Annotated in this window: 23 protein-coding genes; 9 read left to right on the top strand and 14 right to left on the bottom strand. The window is 51.9% G+C overall.

All coding sequences use genetic code 11. The features are described from left to right. The first annotated feature begins 37 nt into the window (after positions 1-37). Positions 38-1,270, top strand: coding sequence for a diguanylate cyclase (locus TK45_RS06275; protein ID WP_131257787.1), 1,233 nt, complete (start codon positions 38-40; stop codon positions 1,268-1,270). A 12-nt stretch (positions 1,271-1,282) separates the two neighbouring features. Beyond that, complete coding sequence (locus TK45_RS06280; RefSeq protein WP_131257788.1) at positions 1,283-1,747, top strand: DUF4440 domain-containing protein; 465 nt, start codon at positions 1,283-1,285, stop codon at positions 1,745-1,747. On the opposite strand, the gene rarD is transcribed toward TK45_RS06280, so the two are convergent. The 3 genes from rarD to TK45_RS06295 form a co-directional block, all read right to left on the bottom strand. Then, positions 1,744-2,646 (bottom strand): EamA family transporter RarD, encoded by a 903-nt coding sequence (rarD, locus tag TK45_RS06285; protein WP_371414262.1) that lies wholly within the window; start codon positions 2,644-2,646, stop codon positions 1,744-1,746. The genes TK45_RS06280 and rarD overlap by 4 nt on opposite strands. A 72-nt stretch (positions 2,647-2,718) precedes the next feature. Continuing rightward, the gene (locus TK45_RS06290) at positions 2,719-3,171 is read right to left on the bottom strand and encodes a GNAT family N-acetyltransferase (RefSeq protein WP_131257790.1); all 453 of its coding nucleotides are present in this window, start codon (positions 3,169-3,171) and stop codon (positions 2,719-2,721) included. Then, positions 3,171-3,626, bottom strand: a complete 456-nt coding sequence (locus TK45_RS06295) for a thioesterase family protein (protein WP_131257791.1) — start codon at positions 3,624-3,626, stop codon at positions 3,171-3,173. Before TK45_RS06295 ends, TK45_RS06290 begins: the two co-directional genes overlap by 1 nt. A 131-nt stretch (positions 3,627-3,757) precedes the next feature. Here TK45_RS06295 and recQ point away from each other — a divergent pair, with 131 nt between their 5' ends. From recQ to TK45_RS06310, 3 genes are all read left to right on the top strand, one after another. Continuing rightward, on the top strand, positions 3,758-5,557 hold the full coding sequence (gene recQ, locus TK45_RS06300; protein ID WP_131257792.1) for a DNA helicase RecQ: 1,800 nt from the start codon (positions 3,758-3,760) through the stop codon (positions 5,555-5,557). Positions 5,558-5,562: 5 nt separating this feature from the next. Then, complete coding sequence (locus TK45_RS06305) at positions 5,563-6,321, top strand: MBL fold metallo-hydrolase (protein WP_131257793.1); 759 nt, start codon at positions 5,563-5,565, stop codon at positions 6,319-6,321. 153 nt (positions 6,322-6,474) lie between these two features. After that, entirely contained in the window at positions 6,475-8,502 is a 2,028-nt protein-coding gene (locus tag TK45_RS06310; protein ID WP_131257794.1) for a M13 family metallopeptidase, read from the top strand. A gap of 67 nt (positions 8,503-8,569) precedes the next feature. Here the strand turns inward: TK45_RS06310 and TK45_RS06315 are convergent, their stop codons facing one another. Further along, entirely contained in the window at positions 8,570-8,872 is a 303-nt protein-coding gene (locus tag TK45_RS06315; RefSeq protein WP_131257795.1) for a cytochrome c, read from the bottom strand. 174 nt (positions 8,873-9,046) lie between these two features. Between TK45_RS06315 and TK45_RS06320 the strand changes: the two genes are divergently transcribed. Both TK45_RS06320 and TK45_RS06325 read left to right on the top strand, forming a co-directional pair. Continuing rightward, complete coding sequence (locus tag TK45_RS06320) at positions 9,047-10,480, top strand: YdiU family protein (RefSeq protein ID WP_131257796.1); 1,434 nt, start codon at positions 9,047-9,049, stop codon at positions 10,478-10,480. Positions 10,481-10,588: 108 nt separating this feature from the next. Then, positions 10,589-12,493, top strand: coding sequence for a M1 family metallopeptidase (locus TK45_RS06325; RefSeq protein WP_131257797.1), 1,905 nt, complete (start codon positions 10,589-10,591; stop codon positions 12,491-12,493). Between the two features lie 39 nt (positions 12,494-12,532). Here TK45_RS06325 and TK45_RS06330 read toward each other — a convergent pair whose 3' ends face one another. The 8 genes from TK45_RS06330 to TK45_RS06365 form a co-directional block, all read right to left on the bottom strand. Further along, positions 12,533-12,844: a hypothetical protein gene (locus tag TK45_RS06330; RefSeq protein ID WP_131257798.1), complete on the bottom strand. Its 312-nt coding sequence runs from the start codon at positions 12,842-12,844 to the stop codon at positions 12,533-12,535. After that, entirely contained in the window at positions 12,841-13,551 is a 711-nt protein-coding gene (locus TK45_RS06335; RefSeq protein WP_131257799.1) for an SGNH/GDSL hydrolase family protein, read from the bottom strand. Before TK45_RS06335 ends, TK45_RS06330 begins: the two co-directional genes overlap by 4 nt. After that, on the bottom strand, positions 13,551-13,970 hold the full coding sequence (locus TK45_RS06340; RefSeq protein ID WP_131257800.1) for an MAPEG family protein: 420 nt from the start codon (positions 13,968-13,970) through the stop codon (positions 13,551-13,553). The genes TK45_RS06335 and TK45_RS06340 overlap by 1 nt, the downstream gene beginning before the upstream one ends. A 57-nt stretch (positions 13,971-14,027) precedes the next feature. Further along, positions 14,028-14,483, bottom strand: coding sequence for an OsmC family protein (locus tag TK45_RS06345; protein ID WP_131257801.1), 456 nt, complete (start codon positions 14,481-14,483; stop codon positions 14,028-14,030). Positions 14,484-14,596: 113 nt separating this feature from the next. Next, positions 14,597-16,321 (bottom strand): flotillin family protein, encoded by a 1,725-nt coding sequence (locus tag TK45_RS06350; RefSeq protein WP_371414265.1) that lies wholly within the window; start codon positions 16,319-16,321, stop codon positions 14,597-14,599. A gap of 39 nt (positions 16,322-16,360) precedes the next feature. Then, entirely contained in the window at positions 16,361-17,005 is a 645-nt protein-coding gene (locus TK45_RS06355) for an OB-fold-containig protein (RefSeq protein ID WP_131257803.1), read from the bottom strand. Positions 17,006-17,094: 89 nt separating this feature from the next. Continuing rightward, positions 17,095-17,769 (bottom strand): PspA/IM30 family protein, encoded by a 675-nt coding sequence (locus TK45_RS06360; RefSeq protein ID WP_131257804.1) that lies wholly within the window; start codon positions 17,767-17,769, stop codon positions 17,095-17,097. 32 nt (positions 17,770-17,801) lie between these two features. Continuing rightward, a complete protein-coding gene (locus tag TK45_RS06365; protein WP_131257805.1) occupies positions 17,802-18,221 on the bottom strand; it encodes a DUF2170 family protein in 420 nt (139 codons plus the stop codon). A 140-nt stretch (positions 18,222-18,361) separates the two neighbouring features. On the opposite strand from TK45_RS06365, the gene TK45_RS06370 reads away from it, so the two are divergent. Next, positions 18,362-18,706 (top strand): DUF6471 domain-containing protein, encoded by a 345-nt coding sequence (locus TK45_RS06370; protein WP_217350812.1) that lies wholly within the window; start codon positions 18,362-18,364, stop codon positions 18,704-18,706. Between the two features lie 60 nt (positions 18,707-18,766). Here the strand turns inward: TK45_RS06370 and pdsS are convergent, their stop codons facing one another. Both pdsS and pdsR read right to left on the bottom strand, forming a co-directional pair. Further along, positions 18,767-20,887 (bottom strand): proteobacterial dedicated sortase system histidine kinase, encoded by a 2,121-nt coding sequence (gene pdsS / locus TK45_RS06375; protein WP_131257807.1) that lies wholly within the window; start codon positions 20,885-20,887, stop codon positions 18,767-18,769. Then, on the bottom strand, positions 20,887-21,576 hold the full coding sequence (pdsR, locus tag TK45_RS06380) for a proteobacterial dedicated sortase system response regulator (protein ID WP_131257808.1): 690 nt from the start codon (positions 21,574-21,576) through the stop codon (positions 20,887-20,889). Before pdsR ends, pdsS begins: the two co-directional genes overlap by 1 nt. Positions 21,577-21,773: 197 nt before the next feature. Between pdsR and TK45_RS06385 the strand changes: the two genes are divergently transcribed. Further along, positions 21,774-26,945, top strand: coding sequence for an MG2 domain-containing protein (locus TK45_RS06385; protein WP_165490721.1), 5,172 nt, complete (start codon positions 21,774-21,776; stop codon positions 26,943-26,945). Positions 26,946-26,965: the final 20 nt, after the last annotated feature.

A 26,965-nucleotide genomic window follows, 5' to 3' on the forward strand; every position in this document is an offset into this window, starting at 1 on the left:
TCGTTGCGCTGCAATCACAGAGTGGGGGAGTTGCTGCATGCGGCTAAAAGTGCTGGTCATTGAGGATAACCAACAGGTTGGCGAGATTTTGCGTCAGGTGGTGGATACCGCCGGCTTTGAACCTGTGATGACCACCAGCCTGACCCAGGCACGCTATCTGTTTGCTGAGGATCAGCCAGAAACTTATCTGTGCGCCATTGTTGATTATGCCCTGCCAGATGCGCGTCATGGTGAAGCTGTACGCGAAATGCTCGACGCCTATATTCCGGTGATTGTGATGGCCGATACCGACGAGCCCAGTGTGCGTAACGCCATGTTCAAAATACCGGTGGTGGATTATTTCGCCAAAGGCAATGCCCAGGTGTATGACTATATCAGCCGCTTACTGACCCGGCTGGATAAGAACCGTGCCGTTGGGGTGTTAGTGGTGGAGGCCATTGAACGCAAGCGACGTAATATCCAGCAGATTTTACAGCGCTACAATTTTGATGTGTTTGCGGTAAATGACCTGAAAAAGGTCAATCGAATGCTCAGTCAGTACCCACATATCCGTTTGTTGATTGTTGCCGATGAGATTGCCGGTCAGTCAGGCATTTTGTTGGTGGAGCAGTTGCGCCAGCAATACAGCAAAGACAGACTGGCTATTCTTGGTGTAGCGCCAGACAAGTCCAACGGGGTATCAGCTAGTTTTATCAAAGGCGGCGCCAATGACTATATTATTGAGCCCTTCAGTGTCGAAGAGATGCTCTGTCGGGTGCAGTTGAACGTGGACTATCTGGATGTGATTGGCGCGTTAAGCGAGGCCGCACATTCGGATTGGCTTACCGGGCTGTCTAATCGCCGGCATTTTTTCGCGCAGGCGCCGGATTTTTTGCGTCGCTTTAAATCCAGCCAGGTGGCACTGCTGGATATTGATCACTTTAAAATGGTCAATGATACCTATGGCCATGATGCTGGTGATGCCGCGCTTAAGGCCGTTGCCGGTATTATTAAACAAAACAGTGCGGATGGTCTGGCAGCCCGCATGGGCGGTGAAGAATTTGTATTGCTGCTGCATGGTGAGCCAGAGGTTATCCGGCAACGGCTGGATGGGTTACGCCAACAGGTTGAGAGCCTGACCATTCGCTATCGTCAGCAAACACTGCAATGCACCATAAGTATTGGCGTGGCACAAATTCGCAGTTTTGAGCTGGATGCGGCAATTGCATCAGCAGACAAGCGACTATATTGCGCCAAACAACAGGGGCGTAACCGCGTCATTAGTGATTAACAGGAACAGCAAATGCGAAGATTACTTTGGATAGCATTGTGGTTAGCCGGCACAGTTAACGCTGCGCCACGCTGGGATGAGCAACAGCAACAAATTGTCCACGCCATGCAGCAACTGGCCGATGCCAGTGATTATAAGTCTGCCAGTATCGACGACTATGCCAGCCAGTTGTGTGACGATTTCACTCGCTGGACCATTGGCAGCCAGGCGGTGAATGACAAAGATGGCTGGGTTGAGGGTGTGTCGACCTGGATTGCACGTGGCTGGTCAGTGGCGGCGCGTACCGCCGATATTGTTGATATTCAGGTTAAAGGGGACTTCGCGTTTAGTCGCCGCATTGTGACTGAAGCCTATATCGGCCCAAATCAGCAAAGTTCTATGTCCACGTCTGCGCTGGCGGAGACCTGGCATCGCGAAGGCGATGGCTGGAAGCTTTATCAGCTTACTGTCCAGCCGTTACCCAATCCAAAATCTTAAGCGGTCTTTCGCGCACGGCGCTGCTGACGGTAGCGCCGGTATGAGTCAAAACTAAACAGCGCCAATGCTGTCCACACAAAGCCAAATGTGACCAGGCGTGCCGGTTCTAGTGGTTCGTTGTACAAGGCGACGGCCAGAATAAACATCACACTCGGGCCGATATACTGAAAGAACCCCAGGGTTGAATACATCAAACGCTTGGCCGCGGCGGTAAAGCACAGCAACGGCGCGGTGGTGACAATGCCGGCGGCCATCAGCAATAAATTCAGACTGCTGCTATTTTGGGTGAAGTCGGCACTGGGACTGGCGAACCAAATCCAGTAACCCAGCGCAAAGGGCATCATCATGCTGGTTTCGATCAACAAGCCGGGTAACGAGTCCACTGCCACCTGCTTACGCAACAAGCCATAAATGCCAAAACTGCCGGCCAATACCAGAGCGATCCATGGTAAATGCCCCACACTGATCACCAGATAACTGACCCCAATCAGCGCCAGTCCTACTGCTACCTGTTGCAGCCGATATAAGCGTTCACCGAGGAAGACAAAACCCAGTAACACGTTGATTAGTGGATTTATGTAGTAACCGAGGCTCGCCTCGAGAAGATGATCATTATTCACCGCCCAGATAAACAACAGCCAGTTGCCGGCCAGCAACACCCCGGAAATCAGCAGGGTTTTCAGCACCGCGGGTTGGCGTAACGCAGCTTTGACCTTGTGAATATTTTTTAATCCAAACGCCAGTACCACCAAAATTAACATGGACCATACGATGCGGTGCATCAGTATCTCAGTGGCGGGAATGGCTTTGATCGCTTTGAAATAGACAGGGGCAAAGCCCCACATGCTGTAAGCTGCGATGGCATAGAGTACACCGGCACGCGCTGGATTTTGCTGCATGGTCACGTCAGGTCAGGGAAATGGGCGCAAATGGTGCGCTAAGCGCAATGAAATTACAATTCTGTTCAGCGCTTAGTTAGCCACTTTTAGCATATACAGACAATTTTCCAGCGGCATAACATCCGGATAGTCGGCATAAGAATAACCGGCGCGCTCATAAGCCTGTCGCGCGGGGGTATTGTCGGCCAGTACAAACAGACTAAAGCCATGATGCGCCAGCGTTTGTTGTGCGGTCTGTTCCAGCCCATTGAGTAATGTCTGGATTAACCCCTGACCGCGTGCGTGCGGTGCGATGGCCAACCGGGCCATATGCGCCCGCTGGTGGCGAAGATAAAACTGACCAAACCCCACCAATTGCTGGTTGTGCCACAGGCTGAAACTGTGACAGCTGGCCAGTTGCAGGTGTTCGTGCCGAAGTGGAAAACCTCCACTAGGCCCTGCCCACTGGAATACCGCGTGTTCATTGGGAAACCAACCGGTCAGTGTGTCGAAATCTGTGAGGTCGAAAGGTCTGAGTTCTGTCATCAGCTAATCATATAGGTACCGGTACCTACTGCGATATGGGTACCCTGATCGTTATGTAATTCCATGCGACAGACCGCGACCCGACTGCCTTTGCGAATCACATGGGCGGTAGCAATGAAGGTGTCACCCGAACCCGGACGCAGATAATCCACACGCATATCAATGGTGCCGACTTTGCGTAAGCGCTGGCGTAGTTCATCAATGGCCACATCTGGCATGTGGCGCACGGCTTCTAACACCGCCATCAAACCGCCGGCCGTATCCAAAATCGACGCGGTTACCCCGCCGTGTAATATCCCCAGCATGGGGTTACCGGTCAGCTGCTGATTGGCTGGCATGTGGATTTCCACCTGTTCGTTATCGTAGCGGACGAATACCAGGCCGAGTAGCTGGTTAAATGGCATATCGCGGAAAATCTGCGTAATAGCCTCATTGATTGTATCAGTTTGTTGCATACAGAATAGCTAGTCTTGGATGTAGTCTGACTATCTCCTGCCTTTTAGGTAAATTCAAGTAAGTCCTGCTCCAGCGAGAGCGGCTTTTGCGCTAAACTGCGCGGCCGGACCCATAACCATCAACAGGAATAATGACAACACCGCATACTAGTGCCCTCTCGGTACTTAAACAGGTATTTGGCTATCGTACTTTCCGGCCAGGGCAGGAGAGTGTGATTGAACACACCCTCGATGGTCAGGATACGCTGGTGCTGATGCCCACTGGCGGGGGGAAGTCATTGTGTTATCAAATTCCTGCGTTGTTATTACCCGGTCTGACTATCGTGGTGTCGCCACTGATCTCGCTGATGCGCGATCAGGTCGATGCGCTCAAAGTGGCGGGTGTGGCGGCGGAGTTACTCAATTCGTCGCAACCTAAAGAGCAGCAAATTGCGGTGCTCAATGCCCTGCATGAAGCAAGAATTAAGATTCTGTATGTTGCTCCCGAGCGTCTGATGCAGGCGGACTTCCTGCACCGGGTGCAGGAGTGGGATGTGCAGTTATTTGCCATCGATGAAGCGCACTGTGTGTCTCATTGGGGACACGATTTTCGAAAGGAATACTGCCAACTTGGGCAGCTTAAACAGCTGTTTCCGGCCATTCCGGTGATGGGGCTAACCGCCACTGCCGATCTGGCAACCCGGCGCGATATCCTGATTCAGTTGGGCCTGCAAAATCCATTTATTTATCAGGGCAGTTTTGATCGCCCCAACATTCGCTACTCACAATTACTTAAGTTTAAGCCCCAGGAACAATTACAAAAATACATCGCCACCCAGGAAGGCAGCGGCATCGTGTATTGCAATAGTCGTCGTAAGGTGGACGACGTGGCCGCTAAGCTGGCCGCGCAGGGCATCAATTGCATGGCCTACCATGCTGGCATGGAAAGCGATATGCGCGAGTATGTGCAGCGGGCATTTATTCAGGATCGTATCGATGTGGTGGTAGCCACTGTGGCGTTTGGCATGGGCATCAATAAGCCGGATGTACGCTTTGTGGTGCATGTGGATTTGCCGCGCAGTATCGAGTCTTATTATCAGGAAACTGGTCGTGCCGGGCGGGACGGCTTGCCGGCGGAAGCCTTATTGCTGTTTGATGAAAAGGATGTGGCTAAAATCCGCCAGTGGATCAGTGAAAATGATAACCCGGAGCGTCAGGCTGTCGAGTTGCAGCGCTTTGCAGCCATGCATGCACTGGCCGAGGCACAAACCTGTCGTCGTCAGGTGCTGTTGAACTACTTTGGTGAATACAATGCCAAAGCCTGCGGTAACTGCGATATCTGTCTCGATCCGCCGCGCCAGTTCGACGGCAGCGAAATCGCGCAAAAAGTGCTGTCTTGTGTCTACCGGCTAAAGCAGACATCCGACAGTGATTATGTGGTGGATATATTGCGTGGCAAAAAGCTCGCACACATAGTGGATGCGGGTCACGATCAGCTCACCACCTTCGGGATTGGCCATGACTCCCCTGATGCCTATTGGCACAATGTGATTAACCAATTGATTCATCAGGGATTATTGCGGGTGGATATCACGCAGCGGGCGGTATTGAAGCTCACTGAAGCGGCGCGCCCTGTATTGAAAGGCGAACAGACGGTAACCCTCGCGGTGCCTCGTCTGACCATGGACTGGCAGCAGCGGGCCAAGCCAGAGCGACGTTTCTATGACAAACGTTTGTATGCCCGTCTGAAACATAAACGCAAGCAAATCGCTGAGCGTGACGCAGTGCCCCCATACGTGGTCTTTAGTGATCAAACGCTGATGGAACTGGCGGATGTTACGCCGGAAAGCCTGACCGAAATGCTGGCAATTTACGGGATTGGGCAGACTAAACTGGAACGCTATGGGCAGGAATTTCTCGACGCCATCCAAACTTATCTGGCCGAGGGCTGACGGTTGTGAAACTACATATTCTTGATGGTTACATCCAAAAAATATATCTGGTTGAGTACCCTCATGGGTTGTTGTTGCTGGATGGCTGTAGTCGTCCTGATGTCAGCCTGCTCAGGGACTTTATCCAGCAAACCTTGGCGCGGCCTTTTAGCGACTTAAAGCTGGTGGTGGTCACCCATATGCACCCGGATCATGCTGGCGCTGCACATACACTCAGGGATTTAACCGGTTGTCAGATCATCAGTGGCGTGGTTGAGCGGCCGTGGTATCGCGGTATGTCCGGTTGGCTGATGTTTGCTACGGATCTGATCCTGACCCAGTGGGTGGCTGGGCGTATTGGTAAGCGCCGGCAAAATGTGTGGTATTCCCCGTTGCTACGACCCGATCGGCAGCTGGCTGATGGGCAACTTTTGCCTGGCTTTGAGGACTGGCAGGTGGTGACGACTCCCGGGCATACTGACCGCGATATTTCGTTGTGGCACATGCCAAGCAACAAGATGTATGTGGCCGATTTAATGGTGCAGGTTAAGGGCCGTTTTTGCCCGCCATTTCCCGTGTTTCATCCTAATCAATACCGTGCATCTCTGCACAAAGTCAGAGCCATGCAGCCCGCCGCGCTATGGCTTGCCCATGTGGGTGAGGTAACGTTAACAGACGCCCAGTTTGAACATGTTCTGACGCTGGCGCCGAATAAACCGAAAACCCATTGGCGTGCCACCAAATTAAAGGTGCGTCAGTTGATTCTGCGTACCAGTAAAAACTGATACACAAGGTTGAATCAGAGCGGGGTTTGGCCACAGACTCTGCAGGTCCTGAGTGCATGATAATTTCATTAAGATTGCGTTTGTTGTGAGCTAATTAAGCAAAATTAAGGTAATGTGGTGGGCTTAAACAGGATCAGGGACGTAACGTACAGCATGGGAAATGGCGCGAAAATTGTGCATGCTGCGATCCTGTGGGTTGCGCTTACTGTCAGCGGATTTGCTCAGGTCACAGTACCGGTGCAAAGCGGGCTTGATCTCGCAGCGATGGACACCAGTATTCGCCCTCAGGATGACTTTTATCAGTATGTGAACGGCACCTGGCTGGCGCGTACTAAGATTCCCGCACAATTCACCAGTTATTCCATCTATACCGAAGCCTACGAACAGACCGAACAGGCGTTAAAGCGTATTGTTGAGCAGGCTGCGCAGGCTCGTGATCCCAGCGATGAGCAACGCTTGATTGCTGATTTATACCGGAGCTGGATGGACACTGCGCAGATTGAGCTGCTGGGATTAACGCCACTTACTCCTGAAATCCGCCAAATCCTTGCCATTAGTAATCATGAAGAACTGGTGCGTTGCATGCTGTTTCTGGAAATGCGTGGCGTGATGGTGCCCTTTACGCTGTATGTGCAACCGGATTTAAAAGACGCTACCCGCAACTTACTTTACCTGCACCAGAACGGCCTGACCCTGCCGTCACGCCGCTATTATCTGGACAACGACAACACCCAGTTTGCCGGCTATCGTCAGGCGTTGGGCTTATATGTACAACAAATGTTGGGATTTCTGCCTGACCCGGTATGGCAGAAGCGCGTGCCGGCCGTGCTGGGTATAGAACAACAATTGGCGTCGTTGCATATAGAAGAGATGAGTAGTCGCGACACCGATGAAACCTATCATCCTTATGCACTGGACGAGCTGGCACAAATTAGCCCGCAATTTCCGTGGGCAGGGTTAGACGTGTTGGCGGATTACACCGACCGCATCAATATTGATCATCCCCGTTACCTGCAGGGGTTAGCATCTGTGTTGCACAACACCCCGCTCGAGGACTGGCAGGCCTATTTGCTGTATCGCTTGATTGATAGCCGGGCCCGACATTTGCCTGCCGCGGTTGATGATATGCATCATTTATTACATGGCACTATCTTATCCGGTCAACAGCAGAAAAAGACCCGTTGGCGCCGTTCAGTGTCATTTATCAGCCAGCGTATGGCCGACCCGCTTGGCAAATTATATGTTGCGGAGAACTTCCCGCCAGAGGCCAAGCAGCGCGTCGAAAAAATGGTGTCACAGGTGCTCACCACCTTTGAAAAGCGTTTAAAAGTGCTGGATTGGATGAGTGATGAGACCAAACTGGCGGCGCTGGAAAAGTTACAGCGCTTTGGTACTAAGATCGGTTATCCAACAAGCTGGCGCGATTTCAGCGGGTTAACGTTCGACCCGAAAAAGCACATGGATAACGTCAGACAACTGGCTCTGTTCAATTACCAGGCGGAACTGCGCAAACTGAAAGCACCGGTGGACAGAACTGAATGGTTTATGTCGCCGCAAACGGTCAATGCCTATTACGACCCCACCATGAATGAAATCGTGTTTCCGGCGGCCCGTTTACAAGCTCCGTTTTTCCAGCTGGAAGCCGATGATGCGGTAAACTACGGAGCGATTGGAGCCATTATTGGCCATGAAATCAGCCATGGTTTTGATAGTCAGGGCAGCCGCTTTGATGCCAACGGCAACTTGCGACACTGGTGGACGGATAAGGACAAACAGGCGTTTGCCGAGCGCGCCGATAAGCTGATTGCCCAGTACAGTCAGTTCGACGTGTTGCCAGATCTGAAAGTGAATGCCAAGTTAACCCTGAATGAAAATATCGGCGATTTGGCTGGTTTGCGTCTCGCTTATTATGCGTATCTGGACAGTTTGCAAGGTAAGCCGTCTCCGGTGTTGGATGGCTTTAGTGGTGAGCAGCGCTTTTTTATCGGTTATGCCATGACACGTCGCGGTAAATTGACAGATTCTGCGCTGTTAGCCCAGGCCGTGAATGATCCCCATGCGCCGCTGCGCTATCGGGTAAATGGTGTGGTGCAGAACATACCGGAATTTTATGCCGCGTTCGGCGTCAAGCCGGGAGATAAGCATTATCTCGCGCCTGAGTTACGCGCCAGTTTCTGGTGATGCAAAGATAGAAGAATGTTTAGTTCTGTTTAAAGCCACTGGCATCGCACGCCAGTGGCCGTATCAGTTAGCCTGCTGGATTGAGGCTGGCAAAGTAAGCGGCCAGATTATCGATATCCGCGTCGCTCAGGGCAGCGGCCTGACCACTCATGATGGCATTCTTACGCTCACCACTGCGGAAGGCTTTAAGCTGGAGTTGCAGGTACTGTTCTTTCTGGCCTGCCAGATTGGGGTACATGGGGATCTGTGAGATGCCATTGGCACCATGGCACGCAGCACAAACAGCGGCTTTGGCCTTACCGGCGGCAACATCACCTGCAGTGGCATTAAATGCCAGCGCAGCTGCGGCGATCACCAAAAACTTTTTCATTGTTACTCTCCTGTTGTCTGTGGCATAACACCCCTGTGCGGGTATGCCGTCATGTCATAAAATTTGAATCATGCAGCCTAGCAGAAATATCCATTTGCAGTTTGACGGGCGTCAAACATCCTTACTCAATGGTGTTACGTATAACACACTTAATTCGATTAGCTGGCTTTTCTCATGAAATTTTTCAATAGCTATCAGGAACTTGGCGAAGAGTTTGCGGTTGCCGCCCAGCCTGTTCCGGTTGCCGAACCGACATTGTTATTGCTCAACCGGCCGTTAATGGCCAATTTGGCTATTGATGCCAGTGAACAGCAACTGGCGCAGATTCTCAGTGGTAATCAGCTACATCCCAGCTCGAAGCCGGTTGCGATGGCCTATTCTGGTCATCAGTTTGGCCATTTCAATCCCTATTTGGGCGATGGCCGCGCCCACTTGCTGGGTGAACTGCAGGATACCCAGGGCAAACACTGGGATCTGCATTTAAAAGGCTCAGGGCGCACACCCTTTTCCCGTAATGGAGATGGTCGTTGCGGGATTGGCCCGGCGCTACGCGAATATATTATGAGTGAGGCCATGTACCATCTGGGTGTACCTACCACCCGCACGTTGGCTGTCTGTACCACAGGTGAGCGGGTATTCCGCCAGTTGTCAGTACCGGGAGGCGTGGTGGCCCGTGTTGCCAGTAGCCATATCCGGGTCGGTACATTCCAGTATTTTGCGGCGCGGGATAATCTGCCCGCGCTGAATAAACTGTTGGATTACAGCATCGCGCGTCATTATCCGCACATCGATAGCCAGGCTCCGGACGCGGCGCTACAGTTTCTTGATGCGGTCATGCAGCGCCAGATTAGCCTCATGGTGCACTGGATGCGGGTTGGCTTTATCCATGGTGTGATGAATACAGATAACTGCGCCATCAGTGGTGAAACCATTGATTTTGGGCCTTGCGCCATGCTGAGTATTTACCGCCCCGATGCGGTTTTCAGCTCCATCGATCGGGACGGGCGTTACGCATTTAACAATCAGGCCGGCATCGGCAAATGGAATATGGCGCGTCTGGCCGAGGCCTTATTGCCTTTAATTGACCAGAACCAGCAGCAAGCGGTCGACAAAGTGATGCCGATTCTGGATAGCTTCGATCAACACTACACGCGACAGTATCAGCAAATGATGGCGAATAAAATTGGTCTGCGCGATATCCACAGTGAACAGGACGCGGCGCTTATCGGGGAATTGCTGGCCCTGATGGAAACCCTCAAGCTGGATTACACCCATACCTTCTCGCAACTTGGCGAGAGCCTCACAAATGAAACTGTTTGTTCTTCTTTAAAAGCCAGCCTGGGCCAGTGGGTTGAGCGTTGGTTGGCACGCGTTTCCGCCGATGAACAAGCACAGCAATTAATGGCCACAACAAACCCCGTTGTAATTCCGCGTAACCACCATGTGGAACGATTACTCAGCCACTATGAGCAACATGCCGGGTTAGCGGATATGCAGGATTTTTTACAGGTTCTGAGCCAACCCTACCAGCAAAGTGCATTAACCGGTCGCTATCAGGATGTACCTGAAAATGGTGATGTGGGTTACCGCACGTTTTGTGGAACCTGATGTGTTCTAACTGCTAAAACGGGTAAATGGCACGCAAATATGTGCCAACCACTTATCAACGGGCGTGCAAGCCAGTAGTATTAGCGGGTTACAACAAGGAAACCTTCCATGACTCCAACAAAAACATTATTGGCGCTGTTTGCCGCCGCTGGTTTGACTGCGTGCAGCCAGCCTGCGCCAGAGCAAACGGTTACTGAGGCACAGCACGGTGCCAAAGAAATGCTGAATAGCCATGCAGAGATGCTGGCCGGCCATGATTATCATTCATTCTCTAATCCTGAGCAGGTGGTGGTAAAGCACCTGGCACTGGATTTGAACGTCAATTTCGATACCAACATCATCAGTGGTTCCGCCACGCTGGATTTCAGCAAAGTCGATCCGGCTGCTGAGCAACTGGTATTAGATACCCGTGATCTGACCATTAGCAGTATCACTGCCAACGGCCAGCCATTGAATTACACCCTGGGTGAAGCCAGCGATCATATGGGTGCACCATTAACCATCGACCTGCCGGCCGAGGGCACCAGCCTGACCATCGAATACGCGACCTCGCCTGACGCATCAGGTGTGCAATGGCTGACACCGGCACAAACTGCAGGTAAAGAACATCCATTCCTGTTTACTCAGGCACAAGCGACCCATGCACGTAGCTTTGTCCCCCTGCAAGATTCTCCGCAGGTGCGGGTAACTTACGAAGCGACGATTCATACCCCGAAAGAATTGTTGGCGGTAATGAGTGCGGCTAATGATCCTAATACCGCCCGTGATGGTGAATATCATTTCAATATGCCACAGCCGATTCCGTCTTATTTGATCGCGCTGGGCGTGGGTGATCTGCAATTTAAGCCGATGGGCGAGCGTACCGGTGTGTATGCAGAGCCGGCGATGCTGGATGCGGCGGCGAAAGAGTTTGAAGATACCGAATCCATGCTGATTGCCACCGAAAAGCGTTATGGGCCGTACAGCTGGGACCGCTATGATTTGTTGATCCTGCCACCGTCGTTCCCGTTTGGCGGCATGGAAAACCCGCGCCTGAGCTTTATCACGCCAACCGTGATTGCCGGCGACAAGTCACTGGTATCATTGATTGCCCATGAACTGGCACACAGCTGGTCGGGGAATACCGTGACCAACGCCACCTGGCGTGATCTGTGGCTGAACGAAGGTTTCACCACCTATCTGACCTATCGCATTATGGAAATTATCTATGGTGAAGACCGCTTTAATCAGGAAGCCGTGCTGGGTTATCAGGATCTGCAGGCGGACGTCGACTCGTTAGAAGAGGGCGACGAAATCCTCGCCATCGACCTGCGTGGTCGTGACCCGGATGATGTGTTCTCGAATATCCCTTATGAGAAGGGCGCGTTATTCCTGCGTGAAATCGAGCAAAAGATTGGCCGTGATAATTTCGATGCGTTCCTGATGGGCTACTTTAAGCACTTCGCGTTCCAGAGTATCACCACCGATGAGTTTTTAACTTACCTGCAGGAAACCCTGTTGAAGCAATATCCTGAGCAACTGTCTCAGGAGCGTATTCAGCAATGGATCTTCACCCCGGGTATTCCGGAAGGCGCACCGGTACCGCAGTCAGACGCGTTTGCGATTGTCGATCAGGCCCGTAACAACTGGCTCAATGGCGAAGTCATGGCGGCGGATATTGATACCAAAGCCTGGACCACACACCAGTGGTTATTCTTCCTGAATAATTTGCCTGAGCAGTTGAGCGCAGAGCAACTGGCTGAACTGGATGCCGCGTTGGGTTTAACCAAGTCCACTAACAATGAGATTGCCCACAGCTGGCTGATGCATGTGGTGCGTAACTGGTATGAACCTGCTCTGCCGCGTCTGTATGATTACCTGACCCATATCGGTCGTAATAAACTGGTCAAGCCGCTGTATCGCGAACTGGCCAAGACTGAAAAAGGCAAGGCATTCGGTAAGAAAGCCTTCGAGGAAGCCAAGCCCGGCTATCACCCGTTAACGGTGAAAGCCAATGAAGGTTTCTTTGAATAAACCTGAGTACTGACTAAAAGCCGGCCAATGCCGGCTTTTTTAATGGGGTTTGCGCTGTAAATGGCGCTCCCAGTTGCCGTTGCTGATTTGGGTGCAGGCCTGCTCACTGTCGAAGCGTATGGACTTTACCCTGCAATCTAACCCAGCCAGATGAGCGTCAAGGCGCTGTGAGAACACCTCATCCCAGCCGCTTTTTAATGCGGCAATACGCTGCGCTTCATGTTCGAAAACGGCAATCACCACGGGGGAGGTAGGTCGCCCGGTATGGGTAAGCCACCCAAAACCGTTGTTGTCTTGTTTGCACTGTTCACATAACGCGGTGAGTGCTTGAATGAGTTGTTGTTCTGTCATTTTGATAATCGGGTCAAAATCCGCTTTGCGATGGTGTTGGCCCATGCCTGATATATCGCGGGGCCCGGGTGAAATCCGTCACTAGCCATATGCTGGCCGGTTAACTGGCCGGCGATACTAACAAATTCGCCGTCATTGGCAGAGTGTAAATGCGCGGCGAGAGTCTGATTAAAGTGCTGCGCACGCTGGCCTAAGTACCAACGCAGCGGTTGTGGCAATGCCGGAAACTGGTGCATGGGTGGTACGGCGGTGGCTAGGATATGTGAGACATCCAGCTGCTGACGGGCGAAATTTAAGAGTTTTTCGTATTGGAATATCCATTCTTTTACGCTGATACGTGACGTAACATCATTCACCCCAAGACTGAGCACCAACACATCCGCCGGTCGGGGCGATTGGGATTGCAGGAACGCCAAAGCGTTAGCGGTCGTCAGGCCACTATGGGCGATAAGTTGCCAATCGACAGGGTGATGCGGTGTCAGACATTGGATTAGTTGGCCGCTAAGTGCCTGATGTTGATGTGTTGCACCAACACCCGCGGCCGCAGAATCGCCAAAAATCAGTAACCGTAAAGGCCGGCCATGTCCTTGCTGGCCTGTTCTGTCCCCTTCGGCCTCCGGCAGCCGCAGAGTATCGCGGCGAACGCGTTTACCCTGCTGCAGCAACAGCGGTGCCAGTAACGGTAAACTTAGTTGATACAGTTGCATCACTGATGAAAATGGATCAGCAGGTTAATGGTCCAGTAAAGCGCGATGGCCACCTGTACCACAAAAAGGCTAAAGCGCAGATTGACCGCCCAGACGCTGAGGGAGACGAGGTGGATACAGGATTGTCCGAACCGTGACAACAGCAACCACATCGCCAACGAATCGGTAATAAAGTGCGACTCTGTGCTGATTGCCAACAGCATTAACGAAGCGAAAATCGGCAGATTTTCTACACAGTTTGCATGGGCTCTGGCGAGTCTTTGCATAAAGGGAGACAGGTTGCCGTTATCCGGCTGAAACTGATTAGAGGCAATGGCCCCGCTGATCACCAGTTTACTGCGCAGTGTTTCCATCCACACCAACAGTAGCAGCGTCCATAGCACCAGTCCAAGCAGAGCAATTGCAGTGTAAGAGAACATATGTGGCCATCCGTCTTGCTTAAAGAATGACCAATGTATGGCTTTTTTACTGCTTTGTCAGGGCTTTAGCATCAGAGGCTGGTTTTGCTTGTCGGTGACATTGACCGTCACATCAATCCCGCTGCGCACGCTTTGGGTCACAATACAAAAGTCTTCAAATTGCGCCAATGCTCGCTGCAGATGGGGCATCTCCGCTGCCGTTTTACCTAGTTTGAGATCCACCTGAATGTGTGTGATGCGCCAGCGACCATCGATGCGTTGCATATCTCCACGCACATTGGCGGACACTTTACCCGGGTCTTCTTTAAACTTGCGTATGGCAAACATCAGGCTGGCGGCCAGACAATTGGCCACCGACGCAATCAACAATTTACCCGGGTTCGGGCCATGCCCCTTGCCCAGTGGCGGAGGTTCGTCGGTAAATAACTGACCCATTTCGCCAAAATCCACTTCAAATTTGTAGCCGTCCAGCAATGTTAACTGCACATCAATAGTGTGCTGTTCGTCACTCATCTTTTGTTTCTCCCTCACGAGGTGTGCAGCCAGTATTGAATAGCCCAGCCAATTAAACCCTGCGCCAGCGCAATAAAATATAAAAAAAGCCGCCTGAAGAGGCGGCTGATTTTTTAATGTTCCTGATCGGCTTGTGGACTGGGAGATAACTCCACAGACTGACCATTCAGATGCCCATTAGCCCGGGTAAGCATCGGACTATTGCCGGTCAAAAGGTCGCTAAGCCCACCTTTTTCCCCTTCTACTAGCCCTAATTCTTGCAGTAATGCATCAACCACCGGGGCATTCGCGCGATAACTGAGTGCAGCACCGGTAACTTGTTCGGCTAAGCCACCATTTCCAGAGGAAGTTGATAAAGCACCCTGCTGGCCGTTGGCTGCACCATAACCCTGCAAAATCTTGATCCCTTCAATATTTTCCAGTGGTTTGACGGCATTCGCGACGATTTCTGGCAGCACTTTCAGAATTGCCAAGGCGCGTTGCAGTTCAATTTGCTCATTTTTCAGTGTGTTTTCTGCTTCATATAAAGCCTGTTTACCGGCCGCCTCGACCGCCAGGACTTTTTCATCTGCCTCTGCCTGTAATTTCTTGGCATCGGCATTGGCCTTAGCTTCAGTCAGAATCGCCGCTGCCGTATTTTCCGCTGCTTCCTTCTTGGCTTGAGCTTCGACAGTGATCCCTACTGCGTCACGTTCTGCTTCCTTCTTCGCATCGATAACTTCGATTTCTTTGCGGCGGTTGGCGTCAGCGACTTGGCGGGCAGTGATAACCGCTTCTTCTTTTTCGACTTTAGTTTTTTCCGCTTCGGCAGCCTTGGCGCGGGCGGCGGATTCCTCTTCGGACTTGATTGCGACTGCAATTTGTTTCACCTGTTCAGCAACTTCAACTTCCTGTTGTTGACGAATGCGAGCCTGTTCAAGCGCCTGACGTTTGGCGATTTCCTGTGTTTCAATTTCGCGGGATTTTTCAATTTCAGCTGCTTCGATGGCGCGTTCTTTCGCGATCTCAGCCTCGCGTTCTTCCCGTTGCTTCATTTCACGTTGCTTAGCGATTTCTGCTTTTTGCTCTTGGCGTTTAAATGCCAGCACCTGCTCCTGTAACAAGCGTGCTTCTTCTTCATCGCGTTTAATTTCCAGCGACATTTTCTCCGCTTCAAGGTTACGTTGTTCGATCTTGATGCGGTTTTCCTGCTGAATATCGTTAGTTTCCTTACGCTTTTCTTCGATGATTTTGGCCAGGCGTGCGCGGCCTTCTGCGTCAAATGCATTATTTTCATTGAAGAATTGCAGGTCAGTCTGGTCAAATCCGGTGAGTGATACGGACTCCAGTTCAAGACCGTTTTTCTCCAGGTCGTTGGCAACGCTTTGCTGTACTTTTTGCACAAAGTCGGCGCGCTGCTCATGCATTTCGGTCATCGTCATTTCTGCTGCAACCGCACGCAGAACGTCGACGAATTTAGATTCCATGAGTTTTTTCACTTCCTCGGCACGTGTAGTACGAGTGCCGAGAGTCTGCGCAGCCATAGAAATGCCGTTAGCGTTAGGCGCCACTCGCAAGTAGAAGTCTGCTTTAACATCGACTCGCATCCGGTCTTTGGTGATCAGTGCGTCTTTTTGAGTTTTCTCTACTTCAATGCGCAGCGTGTTCATATTAACCGGTATGGTTTCGTGCAAAATTGGCAGGACAATCGCACCGCCATCTTTGATAACTTTTTCCCCGCCCAAACCGGTACGTACAAAAGCCATTTCTTTGGTCGCACGTACATACAATTTGGCCAGAATTAGCGCAATTGTCAGGATGCCAATTAAGGATATGGCAGCCATGGCAACAATAAACATAGTGTTGTTAGTTTCTAACATTAGTGAGTTCCTTACACGTTATTCCACTGACAAACGGGTGGCCTGCCATCCGTTTGATCCTTTTTGTACCAGCACAACTTGTTGGCCGGCTTGAAACTGTTCATCTGCCTCAATTGGTTCCACGAGCAGATAATGTTTTTGTTGGAAGTTATCGACAAAGCTTGCTTCAGTCGGGTAACCCTGACGTGCGTTGCCTGAAGTAATTGTGGCAATGCGTCCGGCAAAGGTTTCTGTACTAATTGCGCTCGACTCGTTTTTTGGGACCAGCTTGGCAAGACGTTTACCAGCTTTGTTGGTTAGCAAACTTCCTAGCAATAGGGCGCCAGATGCGCTTAACCAACCAGCCATAAGAGCAGGATGCAATTTCATCAGTGTGAAATTGATGAGGTATCCGCAAATAGCGAAACAGGTCAGAAACAGCACCAACCAAACCATCAGAGGTAGTCGGTTCAAACACAACCACCCAAGTAATGCTGTTAAGCCACCACTGGATACATCGGCATCAAAATCGACATCGATGTCGAAGGGAGTTAATGAGTCGAGTGCATTGGCCAGGCTGAGACCGACCAATAATCCAAGTCCTTCAATGATGCCCAATGCAATCACTATGAGCACCGCAATATTGAACAGACTATTAGCATCGTTTGTGAGGAACGACAGCATAAGCAAACTCCTTGTCTACGAAATCCTGAGGACCGACCTTATAGCATTGCCAATCCAATGGACCAAAACGTTTTTTATTCGCGCAGTTATTATTCGCTGCGCAATTTAGCTAAAACGTCTTGTGCGGAAACGCCGTTCTTCTTGATTCCAGCATCTGCTAATTGCTTATCGAGGTCATCCTGTGTTGCCAGCTCTTCCGCCGCAGCCTGACGGGCATCAAAAGCGGCCTGTTTGGCTTTGATTCTCTCCAGACTCTCTTTCGCAGACGTTACCGAAGAACTGCCCGCCAAAATGTTGCTATGAATCGATTCCTGCGCTTTTTGCACTGAGTCAGTGGCTTTGACTTGTGCCAGATGGTTTTCCATTTCCTGAATCTCGCGCTCGGTTTTACTGACTTGTTGTCGAATCTTTTCGCAGCTAGCTTGCAATCCGCCGATATCAGCTTGTAAGCGGGTATGCTCATTTTGTAATGAAGCCACCCGGCCTGCAGTCTCTAATGCCAGATTTTCGTTACCTTGTTCCAGCGCTTTACGTGCGTGATTTTCGTATTCACTAATTTGCTGAGTGATGTGTGCCAGCTTCGCTTCCGACTGCTTTCTACTTGCAACCAGCGACACTTCGCTTTCTTTTGCTTTGGCAAGGTCAGCCCTTGCGTCACGCAATTCCTGTTCAAAAATCCGAATCGCGTTAGCATCGACTATCGCTTCGCCCATTTCGTTGGCGCCGCCTTTTAAAGCACTAAAAATTTTACTGAAAATGTTCATGGATAATTCTCCTTGTGTGCGCTTGGCGCCACTTAATTGTTGAATTTGTATAGGGGTTCCAGTGCATCAATCACTGAGAACGTGTTGTTCACCAGTTCAATCAACTCTTCACCGATGACTTCGATTTTCGAATGAATCGACAGTGCCCCAAACAACACGTACCAATCTGTGCCAGCAATGCTTTGAATGGCGATACAACTTAGTGGCAGATATTTGTGGGTTGTTAACAGGCGATAATCAATTTCTTTGGGATCAGTAAATTCATCACGCTCCACCAGAGCCACTTCAGCCAGTATCTGCTTTTCTCCAACGACCAGTACTACCGGGAGATCCCCTCTGGTGGTAAAGGTCAGAAGCAGTGAATCTTCCCTACGTTGCGCAACGATATCGTATCGGGCAAAAAATCCGCTTTCGATAAATTGCTGTTCAATGGTTTCCACAGTCCAGCTCATAACAACATCCTTGGTTGACTAATTTAACATCGACTATAAGTTTGAGATTTAAAATAATCAATAAAAATTAAAAATATTTAATTAATGTTGAAAATATTGAATGGTCGCGTATGCTGTAAGCATTGATAACAAGTGGACGAATGGCAGCTATGCCCAAGAAAGATCCAGCCATCAGTCAGGCAATGGAAAATTTGCTGGTGGTGAGTAAGTTGGAATGGAAAGAGACGCTTAAAACCTGGCTCCCCGCATTTATTAAACGAGCAGGTATTGACCATGATGAACTGTCAAAACAGTTATGGTCACAATTTAACGTGCGTCAAAAAACCACTAATTTACGCTCTAAGTTCAGTCAGGGAACGGTCGACGGACAACTGCTGCTGCAAATTTTGTTAATTTGTGATCAACAAGTCAATCTGGGTGAAATCAGGGAGTGTTATGACCGTGCGGCGCTCAAAATTAAGACAAAGAATGAGGGACAGAGCTAGGCGAGTGCATCGCTGGCCGATTATCCAAATCGGCATTCACCGCTGTCCGTTGATTGCTAGCTAGAACTTTAATTTCACAGCCACGCCAGCGTGTTCAGTCATATTTTGTAAACTGATACTCCCACCATGATATTCCGCAATCAGGCGTGCAATATATAAGCCCAGCCCAAGGTGAGGCTGATTGCCATCTTCTTGAGCAGAACGCATCGATACCATGGAGTCCAGCAATTTATCCTGCATGCCATCGGGTAATGATGGGCCGCTGTTGGTAATGGTCAGGGCGTTGGCAGCCAGCACGATCTGAATTGGCGTGCGACCATCGTCAAAATCACAGGCATTGCTGATGATTTTGTCCAGCATCTGGGCAAATAATTCGGGCGAACCTTGCAGGGTGAGATCGCTGTCACCCGATAGTTCGAAGCTGTGCTGTGGGTAGGCACTTTGGTAACCCATCACACAACCTTGTACCACAGCGCGCAGGGCAAACGCTTCGCGCTCATGTTGCTGAATGGCCTGCTCCAGTCGGGTGGCTTCGCTCATGCTGGAGAGAATTTTCGATAAACGCTGAATGCCCTGTTGTGCGCGCTCAACATAGGGGCTGTGTTTGTCCTGCTCCATAGCCAGATTTTCCAGCGACGAATTGACAATGGCTACCGGTGTGCGCAGCTCATGGCTCAGGCGTGAGGCCATATTTTCCAGATATTGGTTGTACTGACTTAGTCGCTCCAGCACGTTATGGAAGGTACGGGATAAGTCGCCAATTTCATCCCGGGTCGGCGACGGGGTAAAGGTGCCGATTATTTTGCCATGACTATCGATGGCGCCCTCGGTCTGATTGCGCAGGGTGCGAATGCGAAAACTCATGCGTGAAGCAAACAAAAACAGCGCCAGTGTCCCCAGCCCCATGACCGCAAGAATTACGTTGAACAGTTTTTCCAGCGCCTGATTACGCAGCGTACGAATACCATGGGTGGTTTGTTCGGCGACCACTGCGCCCATCACCTGACCGTCAATATAAATGGGATGGGCAGCCGACAGGATCACCGCTTTGTTATCCGGGGTTAAGCGCCACAGGGTATCTGCCTGACCCTGCAGGGCATTGGCGATATCCTGCCCCTGCAATGCGTAGGCATCGTTGAGTTCATCAATAAAATCTGCCGGAGGGCGGGTCAGAATCCTGTCATAAAGCGGCTGCAGCAGGCGTTTGATTGCGTCCCACATCGGGCTGGGGTCACTGTCTGGTTGGGCATGGATACCACTGGCTTCACTAATGGAGCCGGAGCGTGCCAACACCCGCATGTGTTTGTCGACCACCCAAACCCTTGCATCCGAGTATTGTAACCCTTTGATAATGTTCTCAATTTCTGGTGATGGCACCAGCACAGTACCCAGCGAATCAACCTGCTCTGGATTGGCAGTGCCAATCGCGTACTGGCGGGCGCGTTGGGTCGGGTCGTCGATGTCGTTAATCGCAAAGGCGATTTTGCCGTCGGTCATGGCCAGCGGAAAACGCAGCTCGATGTTGTAACCCTGCGGTGTTTGTTGCCAGTAGCCCTGAATACGGGTTTCCAGGCTAACCGGGCGCATAGTGTCGTCCTCGCTGAGCCGATACGCATTGACCCAGCCGGATTGATAAGGGGCGATGATATAGCGTTCAAACTCGCCATTGGCACTGGTCATGGACAGTTGCAAAAAATCATTGCCGTCGACCCGCGCGCTGGTTGGTGGGCGCATCACCACCACGTCATCCAGCACGGCAAACAGCGCATACAGATACTGTTGATACTGGCCGACCATATGCTCAAAGCTCAGGCTGGCCGGTTGCCATGGCTCAACCGGATCGATGAGGTATTTATCGTCGTACCAGGTGGCCAGATGGCGCATTTCCTGCCAGTCGCTCAGGTCACCATCGAGGCGGATAGGCGTGGGCAATTTATGCGCATACAGGTCGGTACCGGGCTTTACGTTGGGTAAAAACGCCGATTGCTTATCAAACAGTGCGGGGCGTTCATGCAGTGCCGTTGCCACCGCGCGCGCCGTGCCAACCAGCGTTTGTTCCTGCCCCAGGCGCAGAAAGCTTTCCAGCTCCCACACGTAGCGATAACCCAGCCAGGGGATGGCAAACAGGAATAACGACAGCAGAACCAGTTTGAGGCGAATGCCGATACGTAGATGTGGCATCAGCACTTCCAGCGATAACCCATACCGTAGACCGTTTCGATACAATCGAACTGGCTGTCGGTGTGGATAAACTTTTTACGGATACGCTTGATATGAGAGGTAATGGTGGTGTCGTCGACCACCATGCGTGACTCGTCCATCAGTTGCTGGCGGCTCTTTACATGGCCGGCGTATTTGGCGATGGCGTGCAGCATCCAGAATTCGGTCACAGTCAGCTCGATGGCCTGACCGTGCCAGCTTACGGTCATGCGATTACTGTCCATCACTAACTGCCCGCATTCGAGCAAATCCTGTTGCTGGATGGGTTGATTAAGCAATTCAGTACGGCGGAATAACGCCGCAATCCTTGCCAGCAAATGTGGCAGGCTGATGTCTTTGGTCAGGTAATCATCGGCGCCCATACGCAGGCCACAGATGGTGTCGTAATCATTATCCCGGGCGGTAAAAAAGATGATTGGCAGGGTTTTACTCTGGTTGCGCAACCACTGACACAGCGCAAAACCGCCATCAATCTCACCCTGTAAACCAATGTCGATAATGGCCAGATCCGGCAGGCGATTGGCAAAAGCCTGCTCTGCCAACGCACGATTTGGATAGGCTTTGACTTCGTAACCTTGCTTGTTTAGCGCTGCGGTGTAGTTCTCGCGGATGGCGGCATCATCCTCAATCAGCGCGATACGTTTACTCATAGGTAGTTGGTTTTTAACGACTGTTTGCCAACACTATAACCAGATTCTGCTGCGCAGATAAGCTGGCACCGGCAATTTCCATTTTTTCGCCACAATTGGTGGTTAGGCTGGTTTTATTGCACATTGTCTTTCATGATGAGCTAACCCCAATGAGGTTCATCATTCGTTCAGGGAAAAACCGCCAGGCTGGGCACACTATGAAAAAATCATTTTTAATTCCGATTGTTAGCTTATTACTCAGCAGTTGCCTAGCCAGTGGTCACGGGGCGTTACCTGCCTTGGGGGTGACGGCGGTTACGTTGGACAACCCCGGCAACCCCAAACAGATTGTCTTTCAGTTTGGCACTGATGTGGCGCTGCAGGGCGAAGTGCCCAATGATCAGCAACTGGCCGCGATTACGCTGCAAGGTCCGGGCCTGGCTTGCGACTGGCGTTTTGTCAGCGAAACCAGGCTGGCATGTGAACTGCAAAAGTCACTGCCGCCCAACGCAGCCTTTGTCGCCACCTTAACCCGCGATTTTATTGCCAAAGGTCAGCAATTAACCGAGCCTGCCCGCTTTGCCTTTGCAACGCCAGTGCCACGCCTGACGCTGGAGCATGATTACCGCGCTAGCGCTTTCCCGGGCAATGCGCGTATCACTTTCGACGGGAATTTTCCGCTGGATTTCAGCCGCTTGCAGGGACATCTGTGGGCAGAGCACGAAGATGGCAGCAAAGTCGCTCTTTCTGCCGGCGAGTCGTTAAGCAATTATTGGCGACAGGGTGTTAGCATTGCGCCATTGCAAACGCCTAAGGCGGGCGTCTATCGCTTCTATATCGATGCTGGTTATCGTCCGGCTGCCGGAAGCGACCGCATGAATACCGTTACCGAACTGGGTCAGGCACGGTATTTTGAGCACTTCCGCTATCTGGGGCTGTTTTGTGAAGAAGGCAACGGCACCCGCACCCGCTTAAATGAAGATGGCGCTGCGCCGCTGGTTTGCAAAAGTGGCCGCATCATTATCGGCTTTTCGCGGCCACTGGCATCATTGTACGCCAAAGGCAACGCGGCATTTATCCAAGACGACGCAGGCCAGTCACCCAATATTCAGGACATTTTCGCCGATGATGGGGTTTACTATTATCCAGCGTGGCAGCCTCTCTCCGATTACCGCCTGAATCTCAGCGGGCTACAGGATGTATTCGGCAGTTCACTGGAAAGCACGCCCGAGGTAGCTTTGACCACGCCGGCGCCGGAAAAGTACTGGATGTTACTTCCGCCCAATTTAGTGACTGAGGCAGATGCGCCGCTTAACTGGCAGGTGCAGCAATACGGCTTTGCCAGTAAAGACGCCTATGTGTGGCCAATCGAGACCCCGCAGGATCTGCAACGTTGGTTAGCCAGTGGCCGTAACCTGTTTGCAAAACAACAACCCACGCCAATCTGGCAAGACACTCAAGGCAACGAAGTCGACCCGGCACGCTGGTTAGACAGCGGGTCTGGACAGGTCCAAATGCAAGTTCCAATTGAAAACGTTGCTTATGGCCCTCAGGGGGCCAGTGCCCAGCGGGCTGCTTTTAATCTGGTGGCATTGAATCAGGATGATCTGCTGGTGGGCGCATTTGACTGGCAACAGGCCGCGCCGCTTAACAATGTTGCCATCAGTCGGGTGTGTGCCAGTGGCATTACTGCACTAGGGCAAACAGACGCCAGCGGGTGGTTGCAGGTGGCTGAGCTGGCGCCGGTATTTCGTGAAGATTGCTATTTGTGGGCTCAACGAGGCGATGATTCGGCCCTGCTGGAGCTACAACGTCGTTACGTGCGCAATAAAAAAGCGTCGCAGCCGCTGGTGACTGCCTGGATAGCGCAGCCGGTTTATCAGGCCGGAGAGACATTGCACATCGGCGCGTTGGTAAAACGCTTTAATCAGGGCTGGAAGCCAGCTGGCGATATGAGTCAGTACCGTCTGACGCTGCAGGACGATGAGCGAGTCGAATTAGCCAATTGGCCGCTCAGTAACCTTAGCCGCTTTGGCCTGGCGGAATTCAGTTATTCCCTGGCCGATGATGCTAAACCCGGTCATTACCGCCTGATATTGCAAGGGCCAGATAACAGTACGCAATACCTGTCCAGTGTGCGGGTCGAGGAGTATATCGCGCCGGAATTTAGCCTCAGCTTTGTTGACGATAACGGTCAACTGCCGATAAATACCCGTAAAACGGTCGACTTCTCGTTGCTGCAGATTAATGGCCAACCGATACAGCAAGCGAAAGTGCTGGTGCATACCGAGGTTGATGCGGGGCATGCGCCGGATAGCTGGCCGCAGGACTTCGAATTTGATTTCGAAAGTGCGCAATCTTTGCCGCAATATTCCAGTGAAATCAGTCAGCTGACCACGCCGGGTGAATATCAACTGGGCTATCCAAGCTTAAGCGCAGCCTGGCCATTTTTGTGGGTAACCAATGAAATCAGTGTGACGTCAGCGGCGGGCGAAACCCGCAATTTCTCGCATACTCAACTTTATCGCGGGCTGACGCTGTATCCGGGTGTGCGCGTTGAGGAAAACGCATTACAGGTGATGTTACTCAATGCAAACGGCGAGCCGGCTCTACCGCCAGCAGGGGCAAAATTGCGCTTTATCGCCGATAACTTCGGCGTGCAGGAAGTTCTGGGACAGTGCCTGTTAAGCAAGACTTCGCAAACCTGTGAGTTACCGGCTAACCGCCCGGACAATTTTCAGGTGCAGTTCAGCGCGCCGAATCAGCCTACTCTGATCAAATCCCTGTGGCTGGGCTGGCGCCCGCTGGATAATCAGCGCCAGATTACCGGGCTACAGATTTTACCATTGCAGGGCGAGACGCTGGCCACCCGTGCCGGTAAAGGGCTTAAGCTTAACCTGCAGTCCGATATCGCCGGTACAGTGCAACTGGTATTGCAAACCCCGCGGGGTTTACAGCACTGGCAGATAGCCGCGCAAGTTGGCGCGAATCCAATTGAATTATCTTTTTCTGCGGCTGACCTGCCCAGTGCGCGCCTTTACGCTTATATGCAGCTCCCCCGCGCGCAACAACAGGATGTGCAGGCCGGCTCACGCAGCTATCAGGCCAGTGCTGACATTGAGGTGCTGCCAGCCAATCCGCCACCAATTATTCGGGTGACGCCAAAACAGCAGGAGGTGAAACCCGGTACTCAGCAAAGCCTGATTGTGCAAAGTGATCAGGATGCCGATGTACAGGTCTGGCTGGTGGATAAAGCCCTGTTTGAAATGGCTGAACAGGTGATGCCGGATCTGATGGAACGCCTGTCCCGCGATTTACGCCAAAATGGCTATGATTTTTATGGTGCATGGCAGGATATCGCGCGTCAATTGAGCGACAAATTACCCCCTGAACAGCTGGATGCATTGGCCAAACAAACCAGCATACGGCAAATGGCACCCATGATGATGGCAGAGGCAGAATCGCAGCGGGTAAGCAGAAATGACACGACAGAAGCCATTGAAGTGACTGGATCGCGGCTAGAAGCCGATGAGTCAACGCAGCCACTACCGGATAGCCTGTTTGCCCATAGCCAATCGCTGGGGATAGTTGCGGTAGGCAAACAGCAGCCCGCGACGCTGACTTATCACGCGCCGATGTTGCTGTCCGGCTGGCAGGTGTTGGCGCTGGGTGTGCATGCCTCCGGCAGCAGCATCGCGATCAGCGAATTGGAGGTAAAACAGGATGTGGAATATCGCCTGCGCGCGCCGAAACGCGCGTTTGTCGATGATGAGATTCAGCTGAATCTGAGCTTCAATAATTTCACCGATGTAAGCGCGACCGACACCTATGTATTGCTCAATGGCGATCAGGAACTGGCACGTTTAACCCTGACACTGGCGCCCGGGCTGACCAACCGCTCGCTGCGCCTGCCGATGCTGGCGCAGGGCTCCCATCAGTTGCGCTTAATTTCACTGCAAAATCCGGATTTTGAAAGTCGGGCGGCATTGGCATTGGTGCCAACGACCAATCAGGTAGCAGCGCGCTGGTTGTTCGATAGCTTGCAGCAGCAGGCGGTGCGGGTTAGTCAGGCGATGCTGCCTGATTCACTGAATCTGCGCTATTTTGATGCCAGTGAGGTGAGTCCCAACTGGCAGGCAGAGCTGGTGTATAACCGTGATTATCTGCATCAATGCTGGGAGCAGATCCTGTCGCGGCTACTGGCCTATGCCTACAACCCCCAAGCGGCAGAAATCTGGCCGCAGGGTAAAGCAGAATTACAGGCATTGCTGGCCGAGCAGGCACGTTTTATCAGCCGCGATGGCTATGGTTATTTCCCGCAGACTGACGACAGTGAATGGCTGACTGCCTATACCTTGCTGGCACATAGTTGGTTGAAGGATGTGGGTGTCGACTTTACCTCTGAATTTGCACCACTGGTGGTACGTACCCGCGCAATTCGTGATAACAGCGACCTAAGTGATGATGCTCGTCTGATGGCCAACCTGGCACTGGCTAAAGCGGGTATGGGGGCAAAGCTGGCGGTGAAGGACCTTGGCCACAACAGCCCGGAATCACAGCTTAAATTATTGCTGGCGCGTCAGTGGGCAGGTGATGACGTACAAGGCGACATGCAGACATTACTGGATACGGGCTATCAGGACACCAGTAGCAGCCGCTTTGGTGATAACCAGAGTCGGTGTCTGGCATTGATGGTGTTACCCAGCACCCATAAACAGCATCAGCACATTCTGGCTCAGGTATTACGGGAGCAGGCGCAACAGGGACGCTTTGGTAACACTGTGACCAACGCTGTGTGTGCGGTTGCCCTGCATGGCTATGCGAAGCAGCCGGTTATGCATGAGATAAAGGCCGACTCGCTGCAAAAAGTCGATGAGCAGTGGCAGCTGAATCTGACGTTACCTGCGCAAAATATGTTGTGGCTGGATACCAGTTTCCAGCAGTCGCTGGCGCAGTTGCCGGTGCAGCGCAATGGCTTAACGGTGAAACGTCAGGTGTATCGTCTGCAAGGACAGAATTGGCAGGTGATTGATGTGGATACGCCGCTAGCGATCGGCGATCGCATCAAGGTGGAGTTGTTGGTCGAATCGCCTATCGAGCGTAAACAGATAGCGCTAACCGACTTCGTCCCTGCCGGCTGGCACGTGGTGCAGCAAGATAGCCAACAGCTGGGTGGGCTGCGCAGTTGGCCGCGCACCCCGGTGGAGGCATTCCAGAACAAAGTGTTCTTTTACCCATATTGGTTACCAAGTGGCTCAAGCCGTTTCAGTTACCAGGCCGAAGTACGCTTTGCCGGACGCTATCTGGCGCCGGGGAGTCAGATAGAGGCCATGTACCAGCCAGAGGTGAATGGACGGGGCGCGGCCAGTTGGTGGCAAGTGCAGCCCTAAGTGCTTTTATGTCCTAGAAA

This window comes from Bowmanella sp. JS7-9 (genome assembly GCF_004329715.1).
GTDB classification, from domain to species: Bacteria; Pseudomonadota; Gammaproteobacteria; order Enterobacterales; family Alteromonadaceae; genus Pseudobowmanella; species Pseudobowmanella zhangzhouensis.